The organism is Methylobacterium sp. J-078 (genome assembly GCF_022829285.1).
In the GTDB taxonomy this organism is placed as follows: Bacteria; Pseudomonadota; Alphaproteobacteria; order Rhizobiales; family Beijerinckiaceae; genus Methylobacterium.
In genome coordinates this window covers 1-26228 of record NZ_JAKSYI010000099.1, presented here as the reverse complement: position 1 = coordinate 26228, position 26228 = coordinate 1, and the positions used below count along the sequence as shown (strand labels likewise).

Annotated in this window: 21 protein-coding genes and 1 tRNA gene; 11 read left to right on the top strand and 11 right to left on the bottom strand. The window is 68.2% G+C overall.

The genetic code is table 11. From position 1 onward, the window contains the following. Positions 1-89 precede the first annotated feature (89 nt). Positions 90-1355, bottom strand: a complete 1266-nt coding sequence (locus MKK58_RS15665; protein ID WP_243912928.1) for a glutamate carboxypeptidase — start codon at positions 1353-1355, stop codon at positions 90-92. A gap of 152 nt (positions 1356-1507) precedes the next feature. Further along, positions 1508-1957 carry a hypothetical protein gene (locus MKK58_RS15660; RefSeq protein ID WP_243912927.1) on the bottom strand — a complete coding sequence of 150 codons (450 nt, stop codon included), beginning with the start codon at positions 1955-1957 and terminating at the stop codon, positions 1508-1510. Positions 1958-2447: 490 nt separating this feature from the next. On the opposite strand from MKK58_RS15660, the gene MKK58_RS15655 reads away from it, so the two are divergent. Together MKK58_RS15655 and MKK58_RS15650 are read left to right on the top strand one after the other, a co-directional pair. Continuing rightward, positions 2448-3716 carry an NHLP bacteriocin system secretion protein gene (locus tag MKK58_RS15655; protein ID WP_243912926.1) on the top strand — a complete coding sequence of 423 codons (1269 nt, stop codon included), beginning with the start codon at positions 2448-2450 and terminating at the stop codon, positions 3714-3716. A gap of 103 nt (positions 3717-3819) precedes the next feature. After that, positions 3820-4353 (top strand): cyclic nucleotide-binding domain-containing protein, encoded by a 534-nt coding sequence (locus tag MKK58_RS15650; protein ID WP_243912925.1) that lies wholly within the window; start codon positions 3820-3822, stop codon positions 4351-4353. A 114-nt stretch (positions 4354-4467) separates the two neighbouring features. Here the strand turns inward: MKK58_RS15650 and MKK58_RS15645 are convergent, their stop codons facing one another. The 3 genes from MKK58_RS15645 to MKK58_RS15635 all read right to left on the bottom strand — a co-directional run bounded on the left by MKK58_RS15645 (position 4468) and on the right by MKK58_RS15635 (position 9943). Next, positions 4468-4659, bottom strand: a complete 192-nt coding sequence (locus MKK58_RS15645; RefSeq protein ID WP_243912924.1) for a hypothetical protein — start codon at positions 4657-4659, stop codon at positions 4468-4470. A gap of 152 nt (positions 4660-4811) precedes the next feature. Further along, complete coding sequence (locus tag MKK58_RS15640) at positions 4812-7778, bottom strand: NHLP bacteriocin export ABC transporter permease/ATPase subunit (protein WP_243912923.1); 2967 nt, start codon at positions 7776-7778, stop codon at positions 4812-4814. Beyond that, positions 7775-9943: an NHLP family bacteriocin export ABC transporter peptidase/permease/ATPase subunit gene (locus tag MKK58_RS15635; RefSeq protein ID WP_313899290.1), complete on the bottom strand. Its 2169-nt coding sequence runs from the start codon at positions 9941-9943 to the stop codon at positions 7775-7777. Before MKK58_RS15635 ends, MKK58_RS15640 begins: the two co-directional genes overlap by 4 nt. Positions 9944-10236: 293 nt before the next feature. Between MKK58_RS15635 and MKK58_RS15630 the strand changes: the two genes are divergently transcribed. The 7 genes from MKK58_RS15630 (at position 10237) to MKK58_RS15600 (ending at position 16869) form a co-directional block, all read left to right on the top strand. Further along, entirely contained in the window at positions 10237-10512 is a 276-nt protein-coding gene (locus MKK58_RS15630) for a Nif11-like leader peptide family RiPP precursor (protein WP_243912922.1), read from the top strand. 254 nt (positions 10513-10766) lie between these two features. Continuing rightward, positions 10767-11042, top strand: coding sequence for a Nif11-like leader peptide family RiPP precursor (locus MKK58_RS15625; protein ID WP_243912921.1), 276 nt, complete (start codon positions 10767-10769; stop codon positions 11040-11042). Positions 11043-11296: 254 nt separating this feature from the next. After that, positions 11297-11572: a Nif11-like leader peptide family RiPP precursor gene (locus tag MKK58_RS15620; RefSeq protein WP_243912920.1), complete on the top strand. Its 276-nt coding sequence runs from the start codon at positions 11297-11299 to the stop codon at positions 11570-11572. Positions 11573-11607: 35 nt separating this feature from the next. After that, on the top strand, positions 11608-13080 hold the full coding sequence (locus tag MKK58_RS15615; protein WP_243912919.1) for a radical SAM family RiPP maturation amino acid epimerase: 1473 nt from the start codon (positions 11608-11610) through the stop codon (positions 13078-13080). A gap of 533 nt (positions 13081-13613) precedes the next feature. Continuing rightward, positions 13614-15083: a PfkB family carbohydrate kinase gene (locus MKK58_RS15610; RefSeq protein ID WP_279578402.1), complete on the top strand. Its 1470-nt coding sequence runs from the start codon at positions 13614-13616 to the stop codon at positions 15081-15083. Between the two features lie 15 nt (positions 15084-15098). Then, on the top strand, positions 15099-15713 hold the full coding sequence (locus MKK58_RS15605) for a D-glycero-alpha-D-manno-heptose-1,7-bisphosphate 7-phosphatase (RefSeq protein WP_243912917.1): 615 nt from the start codon (positions 15099-15101) through the stop codon (positions 15711-15713). After that, on the top strand, positions 15706-16869 hold the full coding sequence (locus MKK58_RS15600; RefSeq protein ID WP_243912916.1) for an AGE family epimerase/isomerase: 1164 nt from the start codon (positions 15706-15708) through the stop codon (positions 16867-16869). Before MKK58_RS15605 ends, MKK58_RS15600 begins: the two co-directional genes overlap by 8 nt. Before the next feature lie 9 nt (positions 16870-16878). On the opposite strand, the gene MKK58_RS15595 is transcribed toward MKK58_RS15600, so the two are convergent. After that, positions 16879-18741, bottom strand: a complete 1863-nt coding sequence (locus MKK58_RS15595) for a tetratricopeptide repeat protein (protein ID WP_243912915.1) — start codon at positions 18739-18741, stop codon at positions 16879-16881. 399 nt (positions 18742-19140) lie between these two features. Here MKK58_RS15595 and MKK58_RS15590 point away from each other — a divergent pair, with 399 nt between their 5' ends. Continuing rightward, entirely contained in the window at positions 19141-19392 is a 252-nt protein-coding gene (locus MKK58_RS15590) for a hypothetical protein (RefSeq protein WP_243912914.1), read from the top strand. A gap of 236 nt (positions 19393-19628) precedes the next feature. Beyond that, entirely contained in the window at positions 19629-21845 is a 2217-nt protein-coding gene (locus MKK58_RS15585) for a DUF4214 domain-containing protein (RefSeq protein WP_243912913.1), read from the top strand. Between the two features lie 800 nt (positions 21846-22645). Here the strand turns inward: MKK58_RS15585 and MKK58_RS15580 are convergent. From MKK58_RS15580 to rfbB, 5 genes are all read right to left on the bottom strand, one after another. Then, positions 22646-22719 (bottom strand) — tRNA-Gln (locus tag MKK58_RS15580). A gap of 193 nt (positions 22720-22912) precedes the next feature. Then, positions 22913-23230 (bottom strand): hypothetical protein, encoded by a 318-nt coding sequence (locus tag MKK58_RS15575; protein ID WP_243912912.1) that lies wholly within the window; start codon positions 23228-23230, stop codon positions 22913-22915. A 126-nt stretch (positions 23231-23356) separates the two neighbouring features. Then, positions 23357-24247 carry a glucose-1-phosphate thymidylyltransferase RfbA gene (gene rfbA / locus MKK58_RS15570; protein ID WP_238275829.1) on the bottom strand — a complete coding sequence of 297 codons (891 nt, stop codon included), beginning with the start codon at positions 24245-24247 and terminating at the stop codon, positions 23357-23359. After that, positions 24244-25152 carry a dTDP-4-dehydrorhamnose reductase gene (gene rfbD, locus MKK58_RS15565; RefSeq protein ID WP_243912911.1) on the bottom strand — a complete coding sequence of 303 codons (909 nt, stop codon included), beginning with the start codon at positions 25150-25152 and terminating at the stop codon, positions 24244-24246. The genes rfbA and rfbD overlap by 4 nt, the downstream gene beginning before the upstream one ends. A 19-nt stretch (positions 25153-25171) precedes the next feature. Next, positions 25172-26227, bottom strand: coding sequence for a dTDP-glucose 4,6-dehydratase (gene rfbB, locus MKK58_RS15560; RefSeq protein ID WP_243912910.1), 1056 nt, complete (start codon positions 26225-26227; stop codon positions 25172-25174). Between the last annotated feature and the right edge of the window lies 1 nt (position 26228).

Below are 26228 nucleotides of genomic sequence, written 5' to 3'. Positions count from 1 at the left end.
GTCCCTCTCTCGCGTCGCCGCCGTGCCGGGCCTCCACGGGCCGCCGTCGCGCGGGACGGCGCCCGGCGTCCCGTCGCCCAAGGACCGGATCAGCGCGCCGGCTCCCGCGACGCCTCCATCACCAGGCGGGTCGCGAGGTAGAGCCGCGGGGTGATGCTGGCCAGCACCGCGAACTCGTCCGCGCTGTGATAGTGGCCGCCGACGACGCCGAGGGATTCGAGGATGGCGGGTTTGCCCGGGCTGTCGGGCTGGAAGGCGTAGCCCGCATCGGTGCCGCCGCCGATCTCGGCAAGGGCCAGTTCGGCGCCCATCTCGCCGTAGATCGCCCGGGCGCGCTCGCCCAGCGCCTGGGTCGCGGGGTTGCGCGGCAGCGGCGGCCGGCCCTTGGCCAGATCGAAGCTCACCTGCGTGTCGGGGACGCGGTGGGTGCCGATGATCCGGCGGGCCTGCGCCAGCACGCGGTCGTACTCGGCGGGCAGGAAGTAGCGCATGTCGCCCTCCGCCCGCGCCGCCTCGGGGATGATGTTCGGCTTGGTGCCGCCCTGGATCACGGTCCAGTGCAGGCTGGTGCCCTTGTCCGCATCGCCGAGGTCCTGGAGCTGGAGGATCTGGTGGGCGAGTTCGACCACCGCGTTGCGGCCGGCCTCCGGCGCGCCGCCGGCGTGGGCGGCCCGGCCCTTCACCGTGAGGCTCGCGTAGTTGATGCCCTTCGTCGCCACCGTGACGGCGTCGACGCCGGCCTCGGCGAAGGACGGCTCGAAGGACAGGACCACGTCCTGGTCGCGGGCAAGTCGGGCGATCTCCTCGCGCGAGCCGCGCGAACCGCGCTCCTCGTCCGGATTGAGCACCACCGTGAGGGTGCCGTAGCCCTCGAAGCGCAGCGCCTCCAGGGCGGCCAGCACGTGCAGGATCATCGCGACGCCGCCCTTCGCGTCGGCGACGCCCGGCCCGTAGGCGCGTCCGTCGCGCTCGGTGTAGGGGCGCTTGGCCGCGTCGCCCGTGCCGAACACGGTGTCGTAATGCACCAGCATCATGATCCGGCGCGTGCCCGTGCCGGTGCGCGTGCCGACCAGGGTGTTGCCGCCGAAGGCGGGGGCGGCCCGGCTCTCCACCGTGAGCCCCGCCGCCGCGAGGCGTCCCTTCAGGATCGCCTCGACCCGGGTGAGACCGGGCACGTCGCCGGTGCCGGTATCGATGTCGACCAGCCCCTTCAGGGTGTCACGATAGGGCCCGTCCTGCGCCTTGGCCGCCGCGAGCACGGTGGCGTCCGGCGCGGACAGGACCGGGTGCGGCGCGAGGGCGGCGAGGAGTGCGAGGGCGAGAAGGGCGGGCGTGCGCATGGCGATCCTGATCATCGATGGCCGTCCCCGCGCTCCGGAATTCCGCCGAGCGCACCGGGGCGGCCGTCCTCGGGCATCGCGCAGGCATGCTCCGAAAAGCCCGGCGCATCAATTCGGCGTAGCCGGGTTCCGCCTCGAGCGGCGGCGGGCGGGGCCGCGATCGACGATCACAGACGGGCGCGCATGGCCTGGAGCGTCACGATCGTCCCTTCGATGACGCGGAGCACCGACTGAGCCTTGCCGGTCGAGACCGGCAGATTCGCGCAGTGGTCCGGCGGCTGCGCCAGGCGCTTGCGCTGCGCGGACAGGACCAGCAAGGCCTTGTCCAGGGCGTAGAGCACGACGTCGCGGGTGGTGCTCTCGTCGCTGAAGCTGTTCAACTGGGTCTCGATCTTCATCAGGTTCTCATAGCCCGACAGCTCCTGGCCCATCTGGTTGAGATCCTGCGCGATCGTCTGGATGCACTCGCGATCGAGCCCCGAGAGATCCGCCCGCTGAAGCGCTTGGCCGACGTCGATGGCGGTCGCGGTAAAGCTCGCCTTGACGGAGGCGACGCGGTCCAGATCCGCCTTCTCGAGCACGCCGGCCCGGACGTCCGCGCCGCTCCCGCTCGCCATGAGAAATCCCAGCGCGATGGCGGCCCATCTCCGGCCGCCGCCGGCACGCACCCGCACGACTCGGCGCGGGCGCCGGATCGATTCCGTCGCGGCAGGACGGGTCTCCCGAGCGTCCGACGGCTCGCCCATCGGCCATGCCCGTGGCCGGGCGGCGCTGGCGAATTCGGGATCCCATGACGTCGCGGGTCGCATCGATCGAGGTCCTGTCTCGCGCCGAGGTCGCGTGTCTCTCGACGGACCCGCATGCCGAATCTTGCTCGATCCGCCGCCGCCGGCGCAAGTCGCATTCCGCCGGGACGCCGAGCCCCGTGACCTGTGCGATTGCTTCCGGAAGCGTCCGCTTCACGAGTCGGTTGTGGGCAGACTTCAACAAAGTCTATAGTGATTCGAAGGCGAGCCGCCGCCCAGAACAGGTGAGCGGATGCGGGCTTGCTGTCAATGCGGCGCACGCCGAGCCACATCTTGATCCTTCGACCCGGAGCACAGGATCATGGGCACACCCTCGGACAAGGTCTTCCGTGCCGTCGCAATCGAGCGTGCCGCCTCCCCCGAACAGCTCGACCACCTCGTCGACGTGACCCGGCCCCTCGACTGGATCCTGGTCGGCGTCGTCTTTCTGATGTTGGGCACCTTGATCGCCTGGAGCGTCGTCGGGCGCATTCCGACCCGCTCGCCCGCGGAGGGCATCCTGGTCCGGAGCGGCGCGCGCGTCGTCGATGCGGTCTCGGCGACCACGGGCCGGCTGGCCTCGATCGATGTCGCGATCGACGATCGGGTGACGAAGGATCAGCCCATCGCGCGCGTCGTGCGAACCGACGCCGAGCAGGCCCTGCGCAGCGCCGGGGACGTGCTGAACGAGCGCGAGCGCGAGCACGCCGAGCGCGTCGCCCGGGTCCGGTCCGAACTGAGCGCCAAAGCCAACAACTTCGCCAAGCTGGAGGAAGCCTTCCAGCAGGTCATCCGGGCCGCCGATCAGCGCATCGGCTACCTGACGCAGGACGTGGAGAATCTCTCGAAGCTCCTGGCGAAGGGCTACACGACGCGCCGCACGGTCGAGGACCGACGCCACGAACTCGCCGACACGGAACAGCGCCGGAAGGACGCTCAGAACGAGATCCTGAAGCTCCAGGCCCAGAAGACCGACCTCGAGACGCAGCGGGAGCGCGAGATCCGCGACAGCGAGGATCGCCGCAACGAGGCGCGCCGGCAGGTCGCCCGCGCCACCGAGGAGCTCGGGCTCAGCACCCGGGTTCTCAGCCCGATCGACGGCCAGGTGATCGAGATCAAGGTCGCACCCGGTTCCGTCCTGGGGGTCGGCACCGCCGTCATCGGAATCCAGGCGGGTGGAACCGATCTGGAGGCGGTCGTCTACATCCCCGCCGATCGCGGCAAGAGCGTGAAGCCGGGCATGGAGGTTCGCCTGGAGCCGAGCACCGTCAAGCGCGAGGAGTTCGGCACGATGATCGGCACGGTCGCGCGCATCTCGGAGTTCCCGGTCACGCCGCAGGGCATGCTGGCGGTGCTGCAGAACGACAGTCTGGTCAAGCAGTTCTCCGGCGCGGGAGCGCCCTACGCCGCGATCGTCCGGCTGGTCGAGGACGAGAAGACCGTCAGCGGCTATCGCTGGGCGGTCGGTGCGGGGCCGGTCGTTCGTCTCACCAGCGGAACCCTGACGAAGGCCGAGATCACGACGCGATCGCAGCGGCCCCTCGACCTGGTTCTGCCGCTCGCCAAACGGTTCACCGGTATCCTCGACTGAGCGGAGTCGCCGGGCGCGACGCTATTTGGATTCCTGTTAGCGCCTCGTTTGTCCTGCCGAACCGGGGACGGCCGCGGCGAACGATGCTGAGAGCCGAGCGACGATGCGAAAGATCCTCTACGTGTTCGGCCTGCTCAACGACGCCGACATCGCCTGGATGGCCCGGTCGGGCCTCCGCCGGCGGATCGCGCCCGGCGATGTGGTGATCCTGGAGGACGACGCCATCGATTTCGTGGCGATCGTGCTGGAGGGCGAACTGCTCGTCAGCACGCGCAGGGCCGGCGGCATCGCCCGGCTGGGCGTCGGCGAGATCATCGGCGAGATGTCCCTCGTCGAGTCGGCCCCGACCTCGGCCACGATCCGCGCATCCAGGCCCAGTCTCATCCTGGCGATCGACAGGACGATGCTGACCGAGAAGCTTGCCGCCGACGCGGGCTTCGCCGGCCGCTTCTACCGCGCCCTCGCGGTGTTCCTCGCCGACCGCCTGCGCGCGGCGATGGCCGCGGGCGACCCCCGCGATCCGGCGGACGGGACCGTGCCGTCCGGCGAACTCGACCTGACGGTGCTCGACACGATCTCGGCCGCGGGCGAGCGGTTTCAGCGGATGCTGGCCTTGCTGCGCGCCGCGCCGCAATGACCGGGCACCGCCGGGCGCGGTGCCGATCCGTGGACGGCGCAAGGGGCGGCCGCCGCCGCATCCCCCGCGCCCGCGCCGGTCCGCCGGGCGATGCCCGGGCCGGACCACGCGATCTTACCGATGGCGCGGGGGCAGCGGCTGCGGGTTGAGCATCCGGCCGCCGGCCACCTGCGACAGCTCGGCGTCCGAGAGCGCCTTCTCGTCCTGGGCCGAAACCTTCTGGTCCTTGCTTGAAAAAGTTTCGCTCGAAGACTTGTCGTTCCGGGCCGATTTCTGATCGAGGGCCTTGTTGAGAAACTTCAGCATGGTCGTCTCCATCGCGTGCACTGCATTGGCCGCGTTCAGACGATGGATGAACCTGTGAAGGAACGCGGTGCAGAACCGCACCGGATGACCGGGACCCGGTCGCGCTGCCCGTCCCGCATCCGGGGCCGCTTCGCGGCACCGTCGAAGGGGGGTCACAGCATCTGCCGCCGCGCCAGGTCCGCGAACGGGCCCGCCGTGCGGCTCAGCGCCTCGAACGAGCCCGACTGGACGACCTTGCCGTCGGCCAGGACGATGATGCGATCGGCCTCGCGCACGGTACTCAGCCGATGGGCGATCACGATGCGGGTGACGTTCAGGTTACCGAGGGCGGCGGTCACCACGGCCTGGGACCGGTTGTCGAGGGAACTCGTCGCCTCGTCGAGCAGGATGATGCGCGGGCGCCGGGCGATGGCCCGCGCGATCATGATGCGCTGCCGCTGGCCGCCCGAGATGGTGCTCACCCCTTCCGAGACGAGGGTGTGCAGCCCCATCGGCATGGCCGCGAGGTCGTCTTCGAGGCTGGCGAGGCGAGCCGCCTCCCGAACCTGATCGAGGGGGAGCGGAGCGCCGCCGCAGATGTTGTCGTAGATGCTGCCGTTCGTCAGCCCGCCGTTCTGCAGGACGACGCCGAACTGGCGCCGGAGCGCACCGACGTCGAGGGTGTCGATCGCCTTGCCGTCGTAGAAGACGGCGCCGGCCTCGGCCCGCTCGAAACCCAGGAGCAGGCGGAACAGCGAGGACTTGCCGCTTCCCGAGGGGCCGACCAGGGCGACGTACTCGCCGGCCGCGATCCGGAGGGTGAGATTGTCCAGGACGGGCGGTCCGCTCGGCGCGTAGCGGAAAGTGACGCGGGAGAGCTCGATCGCCCCGGACAGGGCCCCCGGCGGCTTGCGCTCCTCGGAGATCTCCACGTTCGCGGCGATCAAGGGCCTGATCCGGGTGAGGTGGGGAATCGCCCCGAGCGCGTCGCTGACGCCGGCCGCCCAGGATCCCACCGAGGCCATCGCCTGTCCGAACGCGGCGAAGAAGCCCAGGAAGGCGCCCAGATCCCGCTGCAGGGAACTCTCCAGATAGACCGAGGCGGCGAAGATCGCGAGGGTGGCGAGCACCGCGAAAGACCCCTCGAACACGGTCAAGGCGTTCGCGAACCGCCGTGCGGCGACGAACTGGCGCTTCTGCGCGGCGTAGAGCACGCCCCAGACGGCGAGCCCGCGCTGCGTCGCCGCCGCGATCCGCAGCTTTCCGACGCCGGCGAGGAGCTGGAGGACGAGGCCGCTCACCGTCCCGTGCAGCGCCAGGTAGCGTCCCTCGTGATAGAGGCGCAGCCCGGACGTGGCGACGATCACGACGGCGCGAAAGCCGATCAGGCCCATCGCCACGAGGGCGAGCTTGCCGTCGTAGTAGATCATCAGCGCGAGGCTGAACCCGCAGAGCAGCCCCGAGAGGAGGCCGCGCAGCGTTCGCCCCGTGAGGACGCGGCGGACGGAATCGATGCCCAGGGTCCGGTCGACGAAGTCGCCGACCGTGAAGTCGCGGAAGATCGCGGCCGGCAGGCGCAGCACGCGATCGAAGACGGCCGCCTGCAGCTTCCAGTCGATCAGGCCCTCGATCCGGAGCATCACCGTCATCTCGACGAGCTGCACGCCGGCGCTCGCGACGGCCGTCACGACGAGGGCGAGCACGCAGAAGGCGAGCTGATCGAGCTCGGTGCGCGGAATGATCGAGCTGACGATGGCCTGCGTGATCAGCGGGGTCACCCAGGAGAGGGCGCCGAGCGCGGCGATCGCGAGCACGAGGCGGCCGTAGCCGCCTCGGGACTGCCGGATCGCGAAGCCGAGCAGGTCGCGCAGGCGCAGCGGGTGCGAGGGCAGCGGCGGATACAGGGTCGCGGCGAGGGGCGACAGCTCCGAGGCCTCGGCCGCGCCGACCCGGCGGCGCAGGCCCGTGGACGGGTCGACCATGGCGTAGCCGCGGCGCGCCTTCGGCAGCAGGGCGACCGGCCGGCGCGCCTCGCCGAGCCAGCCGATCAGGGCCCCGCCGTCCCGGCGCCACCAGTCGTGCCGCAGCAGGACCTGGCGGACGCGCAGCCGTGAAACGCGCGCGATGTCGGCGACGGCCGCCAGGTCCGAGGCGTCCGAGGATGTGGCCGGCGGCCGCGCCAGGACGACGTGATGGGCCTCGGCGACCAGGCGGCAGGCGGCGAAGATCGGCGCGTCGACCTCCGTCGGGATCGCCTTCATGCGGGCGCGCGCCCCGGGAACGACGGCCGCGAGGCGCTCGAACAGGCCGGTGGCCCGCGCGGCCGTCTGCGCGTCGCGGCGGGTCAGGCGCTCGGCCTGCTGGCCTGCCTCCGCGACCAGCCGGTGCCGGATGCAGGCGAGGGCCTGCGCCTGGAACTGCCCGGTCGCCGCGGCGAGCGCCGCGCCGCGCGGCGCCTCCCCGTCGGCGACGAGGGTGCAGCCGTCACCGCCGGCCGCGATCCACAGGCCGGCGGTCAGCGGCAGCCACGGCCCGTCCGCCTCGCAGGGCGGCCCGACATCCATCGGGCGCACCGCGCCCCGGCGGACGCCGACCCAGACGATCCCGCGCGCAGGTCCCCGGAGCCGCTCGCCCGGGGCGAGGTCCGTCGCGCCGGTCCCGGCCTCGGCGATCTCCCAGCTCGGATACGGTCCCGCGATCACGCCGGCCAGCCGGCCGATCCAGCGCGACACGGCCTCGGCGCCGACCTCACCGTGCCCGAGGGCGATGGCCTCGGCGCCGAGGCCGCCCACCGCGACGATCCGGACCTCCTCCGCCCGGGAAGCGCCGATCCCCGCGCCGGGCGCGCCATCGGCGTCCGCCTCGATCTTCGGAAAACCGAACAGGACCTCCCCGGCCTCGGCGCGCAGGAGGTGATGGCGCGCACGCGTGGCCCCCACGCCGCCGGCGGCGGCATCGACCTGACCCGCGACGCCGACGGCGAAGACGTCGACATGACCGGCGACGACCTGGAGCGCCTCCACGCTCTCGTCGAGCCATCGCGGGCGCCGTCCGTCGAGGGGGATGCGCGGCCGTGCGGCCGTGTCCGCATCCTCCGCGACGGGGTGGGAGACGTGCGGCGTGGCCGCCTCCTCGGTCATTGCAGGGCCACCAGCTCGGCGTAGCGCCCGCCCAGCGCGATCAGGTCCTCGTGGGTCCCGCGCTCGACGACCCTGCCCTGGTGCAGCACGATGATCTCGTCGCAGTCGCGGATCGTGCTGAGCCGGTGGGCGATGACGACGCAGGTGCAGCCGCGCCGCCGCAGGTTGTCGTCGATCAGCGTCTCGGTGACCGGATCGAGGGCGGCGGTGGCCTCGTCGAGCAGCACGATCGAGGGGTTCGACACGAGGGCGCGCGCGATCTCGATGCGTTGCCGCTGGCCTCCGCTGAAATTCGTGCCGCCTTCCGCCACCCGGCAATCGTAATTGCCCGCCCGCGTCGCGATGTCGTCGTGGATGGCCGCGTCCCGCAGCGCCCGCGAGAGGTCCGAGTCCGTCACGGTGTTGTCCCACAGGGTGAGGTTGTCGCGCGCGGTCCCCTCGAACAGGAAGATGTCCTGGTCGACATAGGCCACCGAATTCGCGAAGACCGCGGCGGGAATCTCCGCGATCGGCAGGCCGTCGATCAGGACCCGGCCCGACCAGGGCGTGTACAGGCCGCAGATCAGGCGCCCGAGGGTGGATTTTCCGCTGCCGGAGGAGCCCACCAGCGCCACCCGCGTGCCAGGCTCGATCGCGATCGAGACCTGTTCGATCAGGGGCGGTTCGAGGGGCGAGAAGCCGAACGCCACGTCCTCGAGCCGGATGCGGCCGGCGAGCTTGGCCGGCACATCGCGCGCGGCTTCCGCCGGCCGGGGAGCCGGCACCGGATAGGCGAACACGTCCTGCAGGCGCTCGAACCCGCTCGCCATGGTCTGGATGCTCCCAGCCTGGTTGACGAGCCCCGTGATCGGCTCGGAGAAGCTTGCCATCAGCGACTGGAAGGCGATGAGGCTGCCGAGCGTCATCGATCCCTCGATCACGCGCAGGCCGCCCACACCGAGGATCGCGGCCGTGGTCAGCCCCGTCAGCAGCGCCGGCAGAACGTCGAGGAGCGCCGAGGAGAGGCCCAGGCCCTGCTCGGCGTTGAGGGATTTCGCCTGAATGCCCGACCATTGCGCGAAGGCGTCGTCCTCGAGGCCGCTCGCCTTGAGCGTCTCGATCGAGCGGACGGCGCTGACCGTGCTGCCCACGAGCTTGCCCTGCTCCAGGGCGAGACCCCGGCTGAGATCGGTGCGCCGCCGCGACAGGGCCTTGAGGACGGCCACGTTCAACAGGGAAAGGCCGATGCCGACCGCCGCGAGGGGCGCGTCGAACACCGCCATCGCGCCGGCGAAGAAGACGACCGAGACCAGGTTCAGGGCATTGGCCGCGATGCCGTTGGCGAGCAGCGTCGCGATCTGCTCATTCGTCGCGACCCGGCTGGCGATGTCGCCGGCGTGGCGCTGGGTGAAGAACTCGATGGGCAGCGCGAGGACGAACCAGAGAAACCGGCTGACCATGACGACCGCGAGCTTGGCCTGCAGGCGCAGCAGCAGCGATTGCTGGATGGCCGCGACCACCGCGCGGAACAGCGCGGCCACCCCCATCCCGATCAGCAGCGGCGTGAGCCAGGACGTCTTGGACTGGATCAGGATGTCGTCGACGAAGATCTTGGTGAAAGCCGGGATGACGATGCCGGGGACGACGAGGGCGAGGCTGATCCCGGCCAGGAGGGCGACCGCCGCCTTGGAGCGCCCGAGGCCGCCCAGCAGGGGGGACAGCATCCTGGGGCGGCCGCCGATCCGCACGAAGTCCGGCGTCTTCTGAAAGCTCAGCACCACGCCCGTGAAGGCGAGATCGAGTTCGCCGAGGTCGGTCTGGCGGCGGCCGGAGGCGGGATCGTTGATGTAGGCGCGTCCGCGACGGATTCCTTCGAGGACGACGAAGTGATTGAAGTTCCAGTGGATGATGCAGGGCATCGGCATCGTCGCCAGGGCGGCCGGCTCCTTCCGGTAGCCCTTGGCCGACAGGCCGAACCGATGCGCCGCCTTGATGATGTTGCTGGCCTTGCTGCCGTCGCGGGAGACGCCGCAGGCGACCCGCAGGCGTTCCAGCGGAACCCAGGCGCCGTGATGGGCGAGCACGATCGCCAGCGAGGCGGCGCCGCACTCGATCGCTTCCATCTGCAGGATTGTCGGCGTGCGCTTGATCCGCATGAAGCCCGAATACTCTGTCAAGCGAGACACATGTGATTTCCCCCCGGGACTGGACCGGACTTCGCGGGTCGCGGTCCCGGATCGACAATCCCCGTGAACCGGGACATCTTCCGCGTCGCGCCGTTGTTTGAGGAGCGCGCGGCGAAGTTAGGGTGAGATCAGTCCAAACCGCAACAGCGGAACCCTTTGTTCGCCGGCGAGAAACAGTTTTCCGCGTGAGGGGCGACTTTATTGTCCCGGCCGGCTTGACCACCGTCGGCGACTCACTCAGATTGGCCTGGTTTTGGACTGATCGGTCGCGTTTGGACTGGAAAGGCTTCGACATGAGCGCCTCGGAACTCGATCGTTTCTCGGCCGATCTGAAGTCGGACGGCGCGCTGCGAGACCAGTTCGCTGAGAAAAGCAATGATCTCGGCGCGATCGTCGAGTCCGCGCAGGCAAGCGGCTATGGTTTTACGCTCGAAGACGTGCGGGGGCGGCTCGCCGAGCAGGACGGCGAACTCTCTGAATCGGAACTCGAGACAGTCTCGGGCGGGCGGGCCAGAGCGGGCACGGTCTTCATCATGGATGGCCGCGGCGGCGTGTTCATCCACTGGTGACCGGGTCTGCTGCCTTGATCCGGGAGGGACGGACCTCGGGATGAGGCGTCTGCACGAGCTGCATTAAGCGGGCGCCACCATTGCGGTGGTCTTGAGTTCGGCTTGTCGGACAATTGATTTTTATCGAAATGTTGTTCTGAGTCCTGGTGGATTAAGTCTGCAATTGAAAACGTAGTATCGATTGCGGAGCGCCTGCTTTTATCCATTGCCCTCGATAGCAAAATCGAATCGTCTGAACGAGAAGGGGTCTTAGGGTGAGCATTTCGGAACTCGATCGATTCTCGACCGACCTGAAGGCGGACACTGCTCTACAGGAGCAGTTCGCCGGGAGCGGCAAAGATCTCGGCGCGCTCGTCGAGGCCGCGCAGGCGAAGGGCTACGACTTCACCGTCGACGATGTGCAAGCGCGTATCGCCGAGCATGACTCGCAGCTGTCCGAAGAAGAGCTCAACACGGTCGCTGGCGGCCGGCCTTCTTCCTTCACGATCATCATCAGAAGCGGCGACAACATGGTCTACGTCCACTGGTGAGCGTCCCTCGTCCGCAACGAGGCTGGTCGGCTTCTGTGCCGCGTTTTGGACGACGCGGCGCGACGTCCGACATCGGGATCTTGTCTCAGGCATCGATCGGCGTCGCGAGCGATGGCCGGTCCCCGGGCTACCGAAAGGCCCACGACCCGTCGGGCTCGAGCGATCATCGGCTCAAGACTCTGACGCCCCACCCGGACAGGCTGAGCCTGCCCAGTGTTCGAGATGCAATGAATCGTGATCGGTAGGACCCAGACATGAGCGCATCGGAACTTGAACGATTCACGGCCGACCTCAGAGCGGACGCATCCCTGCGCGGGCAATTCGCCGAGAAGGGTAAGGATCTCGGCGCGATCGTCGATGCCGCGCAAGCGAAGGGTTACGGCTTGACGCTCGCGGACGTCGAGGGACGCATCGCCGAGCACGGGTCGCAACTCTCGGAAGAAGAGCTCGATCAGGTCGCCGGCGGTCGGGCCTCGTTCTGGGTCTTCATCGGTGATCCTCGGGGAAGCGGCGTCCTCGTGCACTTTTGACGATGTCGATGACCCCGAGAGAGATCGGCGGGCGCATGCCACTCGTTTCGACGGCTCGGAACCCGGCGCCATCCCTGGCGGGCCGCAGCAGCGAGGAGCGGCGGCTGATCGCTGCGCTCAAGCGCCTGTCCGAACGCTTCAAGGGCGACGCGGAGTTTCGCCGCGGCCTGATCGCGGGCGAGATCGGGGCTGGCACCCTCGTCGCGCGGTACGGCATCACGATCGATCCGCGCGAACTCCTCCCGCTCTATCACCCGGATTTTACCGGACTGGCCCCAGAGGAATGGGGCGGGCGCTGGCCCCTCGCCAGCCTGTGGTTCGAGCACGCCAAAACGCTGCGCAGCTACGCCGACACGCATCGCGAACTCGGCCGATGTGCCCGCGAGAACCCGGCTTTCGACGCGTGGCGGCAGCGTCAGATCCGGCGCTGCAATAACGAACTCGGTGCGTCGGGTTCCGGCCTCTCCCACCCGATCCTGGCCTTCGAGCTCTCGGCCGGCTGCACCATGGGGTGCTGGTTCTGCGGGATATCGGCGGAGCAGTTCCGCGGCAACTTCCGCTACACAGCCGAGAATGCCCAGCTCTGGCAGGAGATGTTGGCGGCCTCCGTCGCGCTGTTCGGCCCAGCGGCGCAGCAGGGCTTCTGCTACTGGGGCACGGATCCGTGCGACAACCCGGACTATGCGGACTTCATCGAAGATTTCCTGCGCGCGACCGGCACGCTTCCGCAGACGACCACGGCCGCGCCGCTCAAGAACATCGTCCTCACGCGCCGTATCCTGGCCCTGCAGGATGCGTACGGGTCCGTGCCGGACCGGTTCTCGATCCTGAATCTGAAGACCCTCGATCGCGTTCACGCCACCTTCACGGCCGATGAACTGCTCAACGTCGAACTCGTACTGCAGAATCCCGAATCCGACACGCCCCGGACCTTCGCCGGGCGTGCACGCGAGCGGACGCCGGCCATCCGCGCAGAATCGGAGTCGCGGCGCCGCGTGGCGGACGCGACGATCGCCTGCGTCAGCGGCTTCCTCGTCAACATGGTGGACCGCACGCTCCGGCTCGTGACGCCCGTTCCCGCCAGCGAGCGCTGGCCGCAGGGCTATCGCACCTACGAGACCCGCCCCTTCACGTCCGCGGCGGATTTCAGGACAGGGATCGAAGACCTGATCGCGCGCCACATGCCGTCGGCTCCGCGCCCGGACCACCGGCTTCGCTTCCGCGCGGATCTCGCCTACCGGCCCGGCGACGACGGTTTCGAACTCGTCTCGCGGGGGGCCCGGTTCACCTTCACGGGTTCGCGCGAGAAGCGGCGCCTCGGCGAACTGATCCATGCCGGAGCCCACACGGCCGGCGGCGCCCGGGCCGCCCTGATCGAGGGAGGATGCGATCTCTTCGTTGCGGCGAACCTCGTGCAGCAGCTGTTCGATCGCGGTCTCCTCGAAGAGACGGTCGTCCTCGACAGCGTCGCGGCGATGCCGCCGCGTGCGGAGCAGCCGGCGGCCTAGAGTGCATTCCGACGAAGCACAACGGGTCTGATCGCGGCCGTCCCTCGTCGCCGACCGCGCGGCCCGAGCGATCGCTGGATCGCTCAAGGCAACCGGCATCGATGTTGACGCGCGCAGGCCCCCAGGGTGGTCGGCCTCCTCCGGCAAGCGTCGTATCAATACGTATTGGATGCCGCGTCCCGAGTCTCATCGGCGCTTTCGCCATGAACGGCTCAGGTCATCATCGTACCGGCAGGTTCCAGGACAGCGACACGCGCGGTGCGGAACGTTGGGCGCGCAAAGTTCCTGCTTGAACCACCCTATCGATCAGGCATCATGTCGGCGCCATTACGCGACGAGGGACTTGGGCCTTTGGGCGGTCGTGCAACGTCGCGGCGTACGTCTTCCGGGTTCGATGCACGGATCTCCGAATGGGGCATTGGAAGGCACGAGCGGAAGAGTCTTCTGATTTCGAGGCGTCGATAGCTATAGAACGACGAAATCGCAATAAAATCATGGTTTGAAATTCTGAGATCTATAAAGATCGGGTTTTTATGGGTTCTGGGGCGAGATTCGGCGGTGTGCGCCCTGACCGGCGCGTTCTGGTTGTCGGAGATCTGATGCTCGACCGTTTCGTCTACGGTCAAGTGAAACGGATTTCTCCCGAAGCGTCTGCCATGATTCTGTCGTCGGATGCCGAGGAACAGATGCCGGGTGGGGCTGCGAATGTCGCGGTCAACATCGCTGCCCTGGACGGCGCCTGCACGCTCGTCGGGCTGGTGGGCGAGGACGCGGAGGCCGATCTCCTGCGGGAGGCGCTGGCAGCGTGGGACAGCATCGCCCCGCGCTTTGCCCGGGACCCGGCCCGCCGGACGACGCTGAAGACCCGCTTCGTCAGTTCCCCGCATCACGCGCACCTCTTACGCGTGGATCGGGAGACGCCCGACGTCCCGTCTCCCGAGGTCGCAGCCCGGCTCAGGGACCTCGCGCAGGCGGAGATGGCGGGATGCGGCGTCCTCGTCCTGTCCGATTACGGGAAGGGGGCGCTCTCGGACCGGACGATCCAGGATCTGATCGGGATGGCACGCGACCGCGGCATGGCCGTGCTCGTCGATCCGAAGGGCGACCGGTTCGAGCGATATCGCGGCGCGACGCTGATCACGCCGAATCTCGCGGAACTCGGCACCGCCATCGGGACGGATGTGCCCCAGGATGACGGGGAGGTCGAAGCCGCCGCCCGGGCGCTGTCGCGGCGCACGGGGATCGCCGACGTTCTGGTCAAGCGTCACGCGTCCGGCGTGCACCTCGTCCGGTCGGGGCAGACGGACCTGCGCCTTCCGGCCCTGGCCCGGTCCGTCAAGGACGTGTCCGGCGCGGGTGACACGATCCTGTCGACGCTCGCCGTCGCGATCAGCGCCGGGGCCGAGCTGCGGCAGGCGGTGCGATGGGCCAATGCCGCCGCCGCCGTCGTCGTCGGGAGGCCGGGGACCGCCGCACCGACGCGGCAGGACGTCGATGACTGCCTCCGCGGCGCGGCGCGGACGGCGCCGGCCAGCAAGGTGATCCCGAGTCTCGATGCGCTCGTCGATCGCGTTCAGGCCTGGAAGCGGGCCGGTTTGTCGGTCGGATTGACGAATGGCTGCTTCGATCTGCTCCATCCGGGGCATGTCGCCCTGCTGGCGGAAGCTTCCGGGCAGGTGGACCGTCTGGTCGTGGCGATGAACAGCGATGCCTCGATCCGGACCCTCAAGGGCGCGACACGCCCCATCATGGATGCCGCGTCCCGAGCCGTGATGCTCACGGCCCTCGAGACGGTCAGCGCCCTGATCGTGTTCGACGAGCCGACCCCCCTGAGGGTGATCGAGGCGGCCGCGCCGCACTACCTGTTCAAGGGATCCGATTACGCGATGGCGGATGTCGTCGGACGCGCCAGCGTCGAGGCGCAGGGCGGGCAGGTCATCCTGATCGGACGACGCCCCGAGATCAGCACGACGTCCATCATTCGACGCATCCGGTCGAGCTAGCGGACGGGACGCGAAGTGGCACCGATCCTGAGTGTCGGGGCGCTCAATGGCTGGCGCCGGAGCCGACCCCTCCGACCCGGAGCGCCCGCCCTGTTCCTCGACCGCGATGGCGTGATCATCAGGGATACCGGATACGTCGCGCGCCCGGCGGACGTGGCCCTTCTGCCCGGCGCATCCGATGCCATTCGGACGATGAACCGGGCGGGTTGGCCGGTGATCGTGGTCTCCAATCAGAGCGGACTGGGCCGCGGATACTTCGACGCCGCCGCCCTGGAGGCCGTCCAGGATCGCGTCGAGGCCCTCCTGGCGGGCGGCGGTGCCCATCTCGACGCCGTTCTCGTCTGCGGGGCCGCGCCCTGGGAGACGGGACCGGCCGCCGGGTGGCGGAAACCCAGTCCGGGCATGATCCGGGCGGCGGAAGACCTGTTCGCGAGCGACCTGGCGAACAGCATCATGGTCGGTGACCGCGCGACGGACATGATCGCGGCCCGCGATGCCGGGGTGGGACACCGGATCCTGCTCGGGGCGGTCGGCGGGCGGGAGGCCGGGGCCGAGACCCATAGCGCCGGCGACCTCGCCGGCGCGACCGATCTGATCCTGGCATGGACGCGCGTGGCAGCCCTTGACTGAGCCGTGCGGCGCAGCGCTGAGGCGGGCGGTCGAGGCCAGCGACCGCTGGCTTCGGGGCGAGGCCTGGCCGCTTTGGCTGACCCACGGCGTGGACTGGGATCGGGGCGGCTTCCATGAGCACCTCTGCCCCGTGACCCTGACCTGCGACGCGGATTTTCGCCGCCTCCGGGTGGCGGCGCGCCAGGTCTACGCCTTCAGCCACGCGGCAATAGCGGGCCTGCCCATGGCCCATGAGGCCGTCGAATTGGGGCTGCGGGCCATCCGCGCGAATTTCGCCCTGGCCGAGGGGGCCTACGCAACCCGCTGCGATCTGCGGGGCGCCGTCATCGACGCGCGCGTCGACCTGTACGATCAGGCTTTCGTCCTGCTGGCGCTGGCATCCGCCCACGCGGCACAGCCCTCCGGGCGACTGAGGGGCGAGGCCCACGCCCTCCTTCGCGTCCTCGACACATCCCTGCGGCATCCCGGGGGCGCCGGTTTCCTGGAGGGACTGCCCCCTCGGCTTCCGAGGCGGCAGAACCCGCACATGCACCTGCTCGAAGCCCTGCTCGCCGCCGGCGAAAGCTTTCGGGACGAGCTCTTTCTCCTGCGCGCATCCGAGATCGTGGACCTCCTGCTCGATCGTCTGTTCCAGGACGGAGCGCGAGCCTTGCCGGAATACTTCGACGATAGCTGGCGGCCGCACCTCGAAGCCGGCCGTTTCATCGTCGAGCCCGGTCATCATCAGGAATGGATCTGGCTGCTCGCCCGTTACACCGATCTGCCGGATCTCCATCCCGGCCGGCGGGCGCGATGCGCGGCGGTTGCGGAAGCGCTCCGAGGCTTCACGCGCCTGTTCGGTCGCGGTGCCGGCCGGTGCGAAATCCTGGACGATGTGTGGAGCGACGGGACCATCCGCAACGCGGGATACAGTCTCTGGCCACAGGCGGAAGCCCTGAAGGCCGAGATCTGCCGAACCGATCGCGACGTCGGCGAACTCTTGCGCGCCTACGGTGTCCTGCAAGGCTTCTTCCTGTCCGAGCCGCGCGGGTTGTGGCGCGAGCGGATCGAGCCCGGCGGCGAAGGGGGCACCCGGATCGTCAAGGCGAGCAGTCTCTATCACCTCACCAGCGCCATCCTGTACGGCAGCCGGAGCTTGTCCGGCCTCCTCGGGTAGAGCACCGGGTCACACCGCGCCCCGGCGAACGGCGTCTCGAAGGTCCTCGCAGACGCGCGCGACGACGGGGCTCCATTCGCCCTGGCGGACCTGGCGATATTCGCGGAGCGTGGGGTACCAGGCGTTGGCACCCTCGTCCGGACCCCAGCGCCAGCAGGTGTCGCGCCGGTTCAGGAGCCAGACCGGCCGTCCCAGGGACGCCGCGAGATGCGCCACGGCGGTATCGACGCCGATGACGAGATCGAGGCAGGCGATGGCGGCGGCGGTATCGGCCAGATCCGAGACGTGCGCTGCCGCGTCGTAGAGGTCGAGGCCGGCCGGGACATCCCGAAGGCCTGCGCCCCATTGGAGGGAGACGAGACGGAGTCCCGCGATTCCACCGAGGGGCGCGAGCGCGTCGAGGCCGATGGAGCGCCGGGCATCCGCCGTCAGGGTCGGATTGCCGGCCCAGACCAGACCGACGCGCAGGCCCTGGAGACCGGAGAGCCGTGCCCGCCAGACGGCAACGTTCTGCGGATCTGCGGTCAGGGATCGGGACCCGGCCGTCAGATCGGCCGGCGCCCCGCCGAGGCGATGCGGGAGGCTGAGCAGCGGCACCTGGTAGTCGGCGTGGTCGACCCGGTGTTCCGGACCGATGATGTCGATGGTTCGGCCCGCGAACTGGCTGGTGAGCAGCCGGACGAGCGGAGCCTGGACCTGAAGCAGAATCCGCGCGCCGGACGGGAGCGCGTTTATGTAACGAACGAATTGCAGCGTGTCGCCGAGACCCTGCTCGGCATGGACGAGGAGGGTCTTGCCCGCGATCGCTTCTCCCGACCACGGCGGGAGGTGCGCGTGACGCGCCTGGGAGATCCACGGCTCGACCTGCCAGCGCGCCTCGTACGCGGCCCAGCCTTCGGATGGGCGCCCCGTCTGCAGAAGAAGAAACGCAAGGCTGACCTGGGCCTCCGGGTAGGCGGGACGAAGCTCCAATGCCATCCGCAGCAGGGATTCGGCCTCCTCGAACCGGCCGAGATTCCGCAGGACGTCGCCGAGCGAGTTCAGGGCCTCCGGGTAAGGGCCCTCGGGCGTGATCGCCCTCCGCAAATGGGTTTCCGCATCTGCGTAATCGCCTGCCCGTGCGGCGAGGACCCCGAGGCCGTGGGCCGCCTCGACCGCCTGGGGGTCCAGCGCAGCGGCCGATCGCCAGGACCGTCCGGCCTCGTCGAATCGACCGGATGCGTAATGCGTGCTCCCCTGTTCGATCAGTGCCGCCACATGCGCGGGCGCGACATCGAGCACGCGGCTCAGAATGGTTTCGGCTTGGGGGAGGCGACCGCAGCCCCGCAGGCACTGCGCGAGGGCGACCTGTCCATCCAGGTCCAGCGGCTGAAGGCGCGTCAGGGCAGCCCAGACGGGGCCCGCTTCGGCAAATCGCTTCTGAGTCAGGAGCAGGGCGCCGAGGTTCTTCAGGGCCGAGGCGAGGTTCGGCTGCAGGCGCAACGCGTCTCGGAAACTCGCCTCCGCGTCGTCGAGGCGGCCGAGCGCGCGCTGCGTCGCGCCCAGGTTGTTGCGCGCGTCGACGTAGTTCGGCCGCAACGCGAGTGCTTGCCGAAGGCAGGCTTCAGCCTCACCGAACCGCCCCTGCTCACGCAGCAGGTTGCCGAGGTTGCAGTGCAGGCTCGCGACATGGGGAGCGACGCGAAGAGCGGCGCGGACGTATCCCTCTGCCTCCACAAGCTGACCTTGCATGGCTCGTGCAACCCCGAGCAGCGCGAGAACATCCGGATCTGGATCCGTGCACTGTTCTAAGGCTCGCAGTATCGCCACGGCTTCCGTCAGCAACCCTCGTTCAAGGAATGCGCGCGCCTCGTCGACAGGACGCTGGGTCATGGCATCGTACTCTCGGCGGACGTTCGTTCGACGTTGGAAAAACTACCGTACGCCAATCTTCCTGCCTAAATTTTCAAGCGTTCCACTTGCGCTCACAGAATCTTGAACGTAGCCTGACTCAAAGATGCCGACCCTCGATGTGACGGGTGTCCGTCCTGCGCGTGATCGGTGCGATGTCCGCGAGCATAGGAGCGCCGACCGTCGAAAAACAAACGCCATATCGCATCAATCGCGCTGGACCTTTCAAAATTCACCCTCGACGATCGGATCTCTGGATAGATTTTCGGCGCTGCGAAGTATCTGTCGGTGATCTGCTTGTCATCAATCCGTCTCGCCGGCGCGTACGGATCGATCGATCCTCATTGATCAATGGGCTGCCACTGCCTGAGTGTCGCTCAAATGATGATCGAAGATGCAGGCAATGCTGAATATCTTGTCGGCCCGCCGTTAACGATCTCTGCAATCCTAAGAAATCGAAAAAATTCGCCTTTTGTGCTCGACAATCTATCGCCGACTGCTAGTTTCCTTTTCGTCAAGCTTGGGGAAGCAGAAGATTTCCTCGCCTGCTTGTGTGCTGACTTGGGTCGCAATCACAGGCTGATGCAACGCTATGAATATCCAACACCGATAGGTGATCTTCCAGCGTCGTGAGAACGACTCTCGTCGGCGCAGGATCAGCGGGAGGGTTAGGGAGGCTACGCACGCGCGATCCCGCGAAATGCCTCTGGTTGCTTGCTGCTCATCGGTCTCGAGATCGATGGATGTGCGGCCGCCTTACGATGGCGGTCGCGGGATTTGGATGCCTCATCGATTCGAGAAGGGGTCTTCTCAGTATCGGAATGCAATTCCATAAGTTTTTCGCAAATTTCTAACTGGGATGCTGCAAGATGGCTTATCAGAGTGACATTACGCTTACGACCCTGGGCCTGCCGACGAACAAACCTGCCCCCGCGCCCCTGGCGGCCAATTTCGTCTCTGCGACCGCTCTCTCGCCGGAGACCGGCAACGACTTCATCGATGCATTCATCAACAACGGACGCCATTACGTGAACGCGGACGGCGGCAGCCAGCCGGTCGTCATTCCTTACTACTTCGGGTCCCTGACCCAGACCGCCGCGCAGGCGGCCCGTGGGGTCAACACGCCGTATACCTGGCGTCCTTTCGAGACAGCGGCTTACGAAAAGGCGGTGCTCGGTTGGGAAGCCGTCGCCAACGTCGACTTCGTTCGGACGAATACGCAGGAATCCGCGCTTTTCGTCGAACGCCTTGAGGATCAGGCAACCGCCGGCGGCACGGTGTCCGCTTCGCATAGCCTCCCGAGCACCAGCACGACAGCCAAGAGCCAGGGCACCTACAATTTCGAGGCGGTGAATACACGCCAATGGACGCCCGACAACCTCGAGCCGGGTGGAAACTTCTACCGGACCTTCATCCATGAGACCGGGCACGGCTTGGGCCTGAAGCATCCGCACGATCCGGGTTCCGGCGCCTTCAATCCCGACTTCTTCCCCGGCATCACGGCCGATGACACCTCGGCTGTCCGGCAGCGCAGCCTCGGTACCCTCGAGCTGAACCACATGTTCGGCTCCGTGATGTCGTATCTGCACGGGTACTCCTTCGACGAGCAGGGGCACATCGACGTCGTGGCCACACGGCAGCGTCCGGTCGCGGACGATTACTTCCTCGATCACGGTTTCGCTGCGACTCCGATGGCTTATGACATCGCGGCGATCCAGGACATGTACGGTGCCAATACGAACTACGCGAACGGCGACAACGTCTACGTTCTGCCCGACTCGAATGATCCCCATCCCTTCGTTCGCGGCGAGCCGAACGAGGTCGGCGTCCCCGAGTCGATCATCTACCAGCCCGACACGGCTTTCTGGGCCTGCCTCTGGGATACGGGCGGCACCGACGAGATGCGCTACGAGGGCGCCCGCGATGCGATCCTCGATCTGACGGCGGCAACCCTCGATTACTCGGTAACCGGCTACGGCGTACTGAGCTACGCGGCCTTCATCGGTGGCGGCTACACGATCGCCAACGGCGTCGTCATAGAGAATGCGACGGGTGGCAGCGGCAACGACAGCATCACCGGCAATGCGGCGGCGAACGTCCTCGTCGGCAATGCCGGCAACGACACGCTGACGGGTCATGGCGGAAACGACACCATCGACGGCGGCGCGGGCTTCGACACGGCCGTGTTCACCACCCGCTTCGCCGATACGCTCCTCCTCCAGGGCGGCACGACCACGATCTTCAGTGGGGCCGAAGGCGTCGACACCCTGACGGGCATCGAGCAGTTCCGCTTCACCGACGTCAACATCGGCTTCCAACCCGACCTCTACGGCAGCGTCCAGACTGGCATCGATAGCAATGGCGTGAAGGTGGCGGCCCTCTTCGACGGCCTGCTCGGCCGGAGTGTCGACAGCACTGGTCTTATCGACTTCACGGAGGGTCTGAAGAACGGCGGCACGGTTGCACAGGTGGCCGACGTCATTCTGCACTCCGCGGAGTATACCGCTCGCTTTGGCGACGTGAATGCGGAGAGCAATACCAGCTTCGTCACCGAGATCTACCAGACGGCGCTGGGCCGGGCACCCGACCAGGGCGGCCTTGACGCGCACGTCGCTGCTCTGAACGCCGGCTACTCCCGCGCGGAAATCGCGGCCAACATCGCCCTGTCGCCGGAGAACTTTGCCGGCCTGAGTGTGGATGAGGACGGGATCTTTGTGCCCGATGCAGAAGCTTTTGCGGCCGGTCGGATGTACTTCGGTCTGTTGGACCGTCCGGGCGATGCCGCGGGCGTCTTGAACTTCAAGAGCTTCCTAGAGGGCGGGGCGACGACGACGCAGGCGGCCCAGGCCTTCATCGACTCAACCGAGTATCAATCCAAATTCATCGGTTTGAGCAACGCCGATTTCATTGATCAGCTCTACGAAAACACGCTCGGACGCGATCCCGACAGTATTGGTTTTGACGGCTTCATGACGGCGCTCAGCAATGGAACGTCACGCGCCGAGGTTGCGGTAGCCATAACCCAGAGCTTCGAGGCACAAGATCATTTCGCTTCGGTTCTACAACAGGGATGGGTCGCGGTCTGATTCAGGCGCTTCGAGCCGCCGATCAATCGGCGGCTCGACACCTTTTCTCACTTGCTAATCATAACAAGATACCTTGGGGCTTCTTTGCAGAGTGGGTAGTAACAAAGCTCATTGAGTCTGACCCCATAAGTCGGTCTGCCGGAGGTCCGGCGGACGAAGGCCGCCGTGCCGTCGCGCGGGCAGACCTCGATGAGTGGAGATCGTCGAGGTCTGGTATGAGACGGCAGAGCAAGACAAGGCCAAGCGCCGATGTCCAGGGCATCCGACATCCGCTTCCATGTTGACCTCCGCGATGTCCCGCCGGAGAAAGTCGCGCGCCGGCCGCACCCTTCCCTCTCGGCCGTCGAGGGGATCAAGCCCCGTCTTCTCGTGCGGCGCTTCCCTCGGCCGGAGCCGGACGCGGGCACGTATAACCTCGACGCGGTCGGCCGTCGGCGGAATGGCCCTCACCCGGGGCGCAGTTCCTGGAAGTCGCCCAGCGCTGAGACGGCGCCGACACTTTCGGCCCCGGGAAAGAGCCTTGGGAGCAATTGCGCGTGAGACCCAGGGGCGGCGCCGGAGGAGTTACACCTCCAGCGTCTGCCAATCCGGTGAGCGCGGGCCTTTCACGGACTGAATCGGCTTCGGACTGCCGACGCCCCACAGCCTGTCCGTGTTCATGCGTGTTGCGTGGATCGTCCTACGCCGGGTCGCAACGAACTTTCAAAACACAGCGTATCGCGGCGTGGGTGAACGCCATGTCGCGAGATCGCGCGCACGAAAAAGCCCGCTAAGTCATTGACTTAACGGGCGAAACTTATTGGCTGGGGGACCAGGATTCGAACCTGGACTAGAGGAGTCAGAGTCCACTGTTCTACCGTTAAACTATCCCCCAAAATCCTCGCGTGGCTCGAGGATGGATCCGGTTGTTTCCGTCCGATCGGTGCATCGCACCAGCCTGGATCGGCCCCGGTCCGTTCCGGTGGAGGGGCGATAGCATGGCTTTCCCGGAGGAGGCAAGTGGCTTTCCCGAAGGAGGCGCGTGCGGTTCGCCGGGTCATCGTGGGGCCGGCGATCCGCGGAACGTGTCAGGCGCTGCCGGGTGGTGTCGCGCCGGTTTCGAGCATGGCGAGGGTGCGCAGGATCGCCAGGGCCACGATCTCGGAATCGGTGTCCCCTTCCGGCGTCGCCGGCAGGATCGCCACGGTGCTGACCTCGTCGTCGGAGAGGAAGCCCACCACGACCTTGTAGACGTCGCCCTCGGGAGCGTCCGCGTCGTGGACGAGGCAGACCCGGCAGCCATTCGCCTCCCCGTAGACGCGCTGCGTGAAGACCTGGACGCGCCGGGCATCGGGCTGTTCCGGTCGGCGCGGGGCGCCGAAGGTCGGGCGGATGATGTTGTCCATGATCGGTCCTATAGCCGAACGGCCGCGCGTCGGGGAGACCCCCTACGGCGGCCGTGCGAAACCAAGGTGACCCGCGAGGGCCGGTCGTCCGGCGCCGAAGACGATCCGGCCCGGGGTGACCCCGTGTCAGCGCGACAGGAGGGTTTCGGGGTCTTCCTTGGCGAGCTTGAGGAGGTTCTGGCCGTAGGCGGTCTTGGCGAAGAGCTTGCCGCGGGCGATGAGCTGCTCCTGGCCGATGAAGCCCTGCAGGTAGGCGATCTCTTCCAGGCAGGCCACCTGCAGGCCCTGCCGGTGCTGCAGGGTGCGCACGAACTCGGAGGCCTCCAGCAGGCTGTCGTGCGTGCCCGTGTCGAGCCAGGCATAGCCCCGGCTCATCCGCTCCACGTGGAGCTGGCCCCGCTCAAGATAGGCCTCGTTGATGCTGGTGATCTCGAGTTCGCCCCGGGCCGAGGGCTTCACGGCCGCAGCGATGTCCACCACCTGGTTGTCGTAGAAGTACAGCCCTGTCACCGCCCAGGGGCTCTCCGGCTCCGGCGGCTTCTCGACGAGCCGCAGGGGGCGGCCCTCCTTGTCCAGGGTCACGACGCCGTAGGCCGCCGGATTGTCGACGTGGTAGGCGAACACCGTGGCGCCGGTCGTGCGTTCGCGGGCGCGCTTGAGCAACGCGCTCATGCCGTTGCCGAAGAACAGGTTGTCGCCGAGCACCAGCGCGACGCTGTCGTCGCCGACGAACTCGGCGCCGATGATGAAGGCCTGCGCGAGGCCCTCCGGCCGGGGCTGCACCGCGTAGGTGAAGGACAGCCCGAACTGCTCGCCCGTGCCGAACAGGCGCTTGTAGTTGTCCAGATGCTCGGGTGAGGAGATGATCAGGATCTCGCGGATGCCCGCCAGCATCAGCACCGAGACCGGGTAGTAGATCATCGGCTTGTCGTAGACCGGCAGCAGCTGCTTGTTGATCGACAGGGTCGCCGGGTGCAGGCGCGTGCCCGTGCCGCCGGCCAGAACGATGCCCTTCATGCCTGTGTCTCCTTGGGCTGGTGCACGGGCCCGATCAGCCGGTCGAGGATGTCCTCCAGCGCCTCAGTCCAGGGCCGGGGGGTCAGGCCGTAGGCTTGCGCTAGGCTCTGCGTCGAGAGCTGCGAATTGGCCGGGCGCCGGGCCGGGGTCGGGAAGGCGCTGGTGGGGATCGGGTCGACGGGAATGTCCCGTCCCCCGCGCCGGGCGGCGGCCGCGACGATACGCTTCGCGAAGCCGCACCAGGTTGTGGCGCCCGCGTTGACGAAGTGGTGCGTGCCCGTGGGCGCGCCCGGGTCGGTGCCGAGCCTCTGGGCGATGACCGCCAGGCCCGCGGCGAGGTCGCCCGCGCTGGTCGGGTTGCCGTGCTGGTCGTCGACCACGCTGAGGCGGTCGCGCTCGGCCGAGAGCCGCAGCATCGTCTTGACGAAGTTGCCCCGGTGCGGGCTCACCACCCAGGCGGTGCGGATGATGGCGTGGCGCGGGTTGGCGCTGCGCACCGCCATCTCGCCGGCCGCCTTGCTGGCGCCATAGACGCTCCTTGGGTTCACCGGCATGTCGGGGGTGCAGGCACCCGTGCCGGTCCCGTCGAAGACGTAGTCGGTGGAGACGTGGACGAGGGGGATGCCGGCCTTGGCGGTGGCGGCGGCCAGCAGCGCCGGTGCGACCGCGTTCAGGGTCCAGGCGGCGGCGATCTCGCTCTCGGCCTTGTCGACGGCGGTGTAGGCGGCCGTGTTGACCACCGCCGCGTAGGCGCGCTGGCCAAGGGCCGCCGCGAGCGCCGCCCCGTCCGTGATGTCGAGTTCGCCGCGGGTCGGGGCGTGGAGGCGCGCGTTCGCCCCCCAGAGGCCGGGGGCCTGCAACTCGGTTCCGACCTGGCCGGCCCCGCCGAGGATGAGGATGTCCATGGGATCCGACATCCGCGGTTCAGGCCTCCTTGGGGGCTAGGCCGAGGCCGAGGCGCTCGCCGGTGTAGCGACCCTCGCGGATCGGACGCCACCAGGCCTCGTTGTCGAGGTACCAGCGCACCGTCTCCTCCAGCGCCCGCTCGAAGTCCTTGGTCGGGTGCCAGCCGACCTCGGCCTCGGCCTTGCCGGGATCGATGGCGTAGCGCCGGTCGTGGCCGGGCCGGTCGGTGACGTAGGTGATCAGGCGGTCGTGCGGCGCCTGCTCGGGGCGCAACCGGTCGAAGGCGGCGCAGAGCGCCTTGACCACCGCGAGGTTGTTGCGCACCGAGCGCCCGCCGAGGAGGTAGGTCTCGCCGACCCGCCCCTTCTCCAGCACCGCCACGAGGCCGCGGGCGTGGTCCTCGACATGGATCCAGTCGCGCTCGTTCAGGCCGTCGCCGTAGACGGGCAGAGCCTTGCCCTCCAGCGCGTTGAGGATCATCAGCGGGATGAGCTTTTCGGGGAAGTGGCGCGGGCCGTAATTGTTCGAGCAGTTCGTCACCAGCACCGGCAGGCCGTAGGTCTCGTGCCAGGCCCGGGCGAGGTGGTCGGAGGCCGCCTTCGAGGCCGAGTAGGGCGAGCGCGGGTCGTAGCGGCTCTCCTCGGTGAAGAACCCGTCCGGCGGCAGCGAGCCGTAGACCTCGTCGGTGGAGACGTGCAGGAAGCGAAAACCCGCCTTGGCCTCGCCGGTCAGCCCGTCCCAGTGGGTGCGGGCCCCGTCGAGCATCACCTGGGTGCCCACCACGTTGGTGCGGATGAAGGCGCCCGGATCGGTGATCGAGCGGTCGACGTGGCTCTCGGCGGCCAGGTGCATCACCGCGTCGGGCCGGAACGCGGCGTAGAGGGCGTGCACGGCTCCCGGATCGCAGATGTCGGCCTCGACCAGTCGGTGCTTCGGGTTGCCGGCCAGCGGCTGGAGCGAGATCGGGTTGGCCGCGTAGGTCAGCGCGTCCAGCGTCGCCACCTCGTGTCCGAGGTCCTGCACCAGGTGCAGGACCAGTGCCGATCCGATGAAGCCGCAGCCGCCGGTGACCAAG

Bases quoted from the DNA above. Each gene is read 5' to 3' on its own strand.
- MKK58_RS15595 (WP_243912915.1), bottom strand. From the start codon at position 18,741: ATGACCCAGCGTCCTGTCGACGAGGCGCGCGCATTCCTTGAACGAGGG.
- MKK58_RS15615 (WP_243912919.1), top strand. From the start codon at position 11,608: ATGCCACTCGTTTCGACGGCTCGGAACCCGGCGCCATCCCTGGCGGGC.
- MKK58_RS15640 (WP_243912923.1), bottom strand. From the start codon at position 7,778: ATGACCGAGGAGGCGGCCACGCCGCACGTCTCCCACCCCGTCGCGGAG.
- MKK58_RS15610 (WP_279578402.1), top strand. From the start codon at position 13,614: ATGGGTTCTGGGGCGAGATTCGGCGGTGTGCGCCCTGACCGGCGCGTT.
- MKK58_RS15660 (WP_243912927.1), bottom strand. From the start codon at position 1,957: ATGGCGAGCGGGAGCGGCGCGGACGTCCGGGCCGGCGTGCTCGAGAAG.
- rfbA (WP_238275829.1), bottom strand. From the start codon at position 24,247: ATGAAGGGCATCGTTCTGGCCGGCGGCACGGGCACGCGCCTGCACCCG.
- MKK58_RS15665 (WP_243912928.1), bottom strand. From the start codon at position 1,355: ATGATCAGGATCGCCATGCGCACGCCCGCCCTTCTCGCCCTCGCACTC.
- MKK58_RS15645 (WP_243912924.1), bottom strand. From the start codon at position 4,659: ATGCTGAAGTTTCTCAACAAGGCCCTCGATCAGAAATCGGCCCGGAAC.
- MKK58_RS15630 (WP_243912922.1), top strand. From the start codon at position 10,237: ATGAGCGCCTCGGAACTCGATCGTTTCTCGGCCGATCTGAAGTCGGAC.
- rfbD (WP_243912911.1), bottom strand. From the start codon at position 25,152: ATGGACATCCTCATCCTCGGCGGGGCCGGCCAGGTCGGAACCGAGTTG.
- MKK58_RS15585 (WP_243912913.1), top strand. From the start codon at position 19,629: ATGGCTTATCAGAGTGACATTACGCTTACGACCCTGGGCCTGCCGACG.
- MKK58_RS15590 (WP_243912914.1), top strand. From the start codon at position 19,141: ATGATGATCGAAGATGCAGGCAATGCTGAATATCTTGTCGGCCCGCCG.
- MKK58_RS15620 (WP_243912920.1), top strand. From the start codon at position 11,297: ATGAGCGCATCGGAACTTGAACGATTCACGGCCGACCTCAGAGCGGAC.
- MKK58_RS15650 (WP_243912925.1), top strand. From the start codon at position 3,820: ATGCGAAAGATCCTCTACGTGTTCGGCCTGCTCAACGACGCCGACATC.
- MKK58_RS15575 (WP_243912912.1), bottom strand. From the start codon at position 23,230: ATGGACAACATCATCCGCCCGACCTTCGGCGCCCCGCGCCGACCGGAA.
- MKK58_RS15655 (WP_243912926.1), top strand. From the start codon at position 2,448: ATGGGCACACCCTCGGACAAGGTCTTCCGTGCCGTCGCAATCGAGCGT.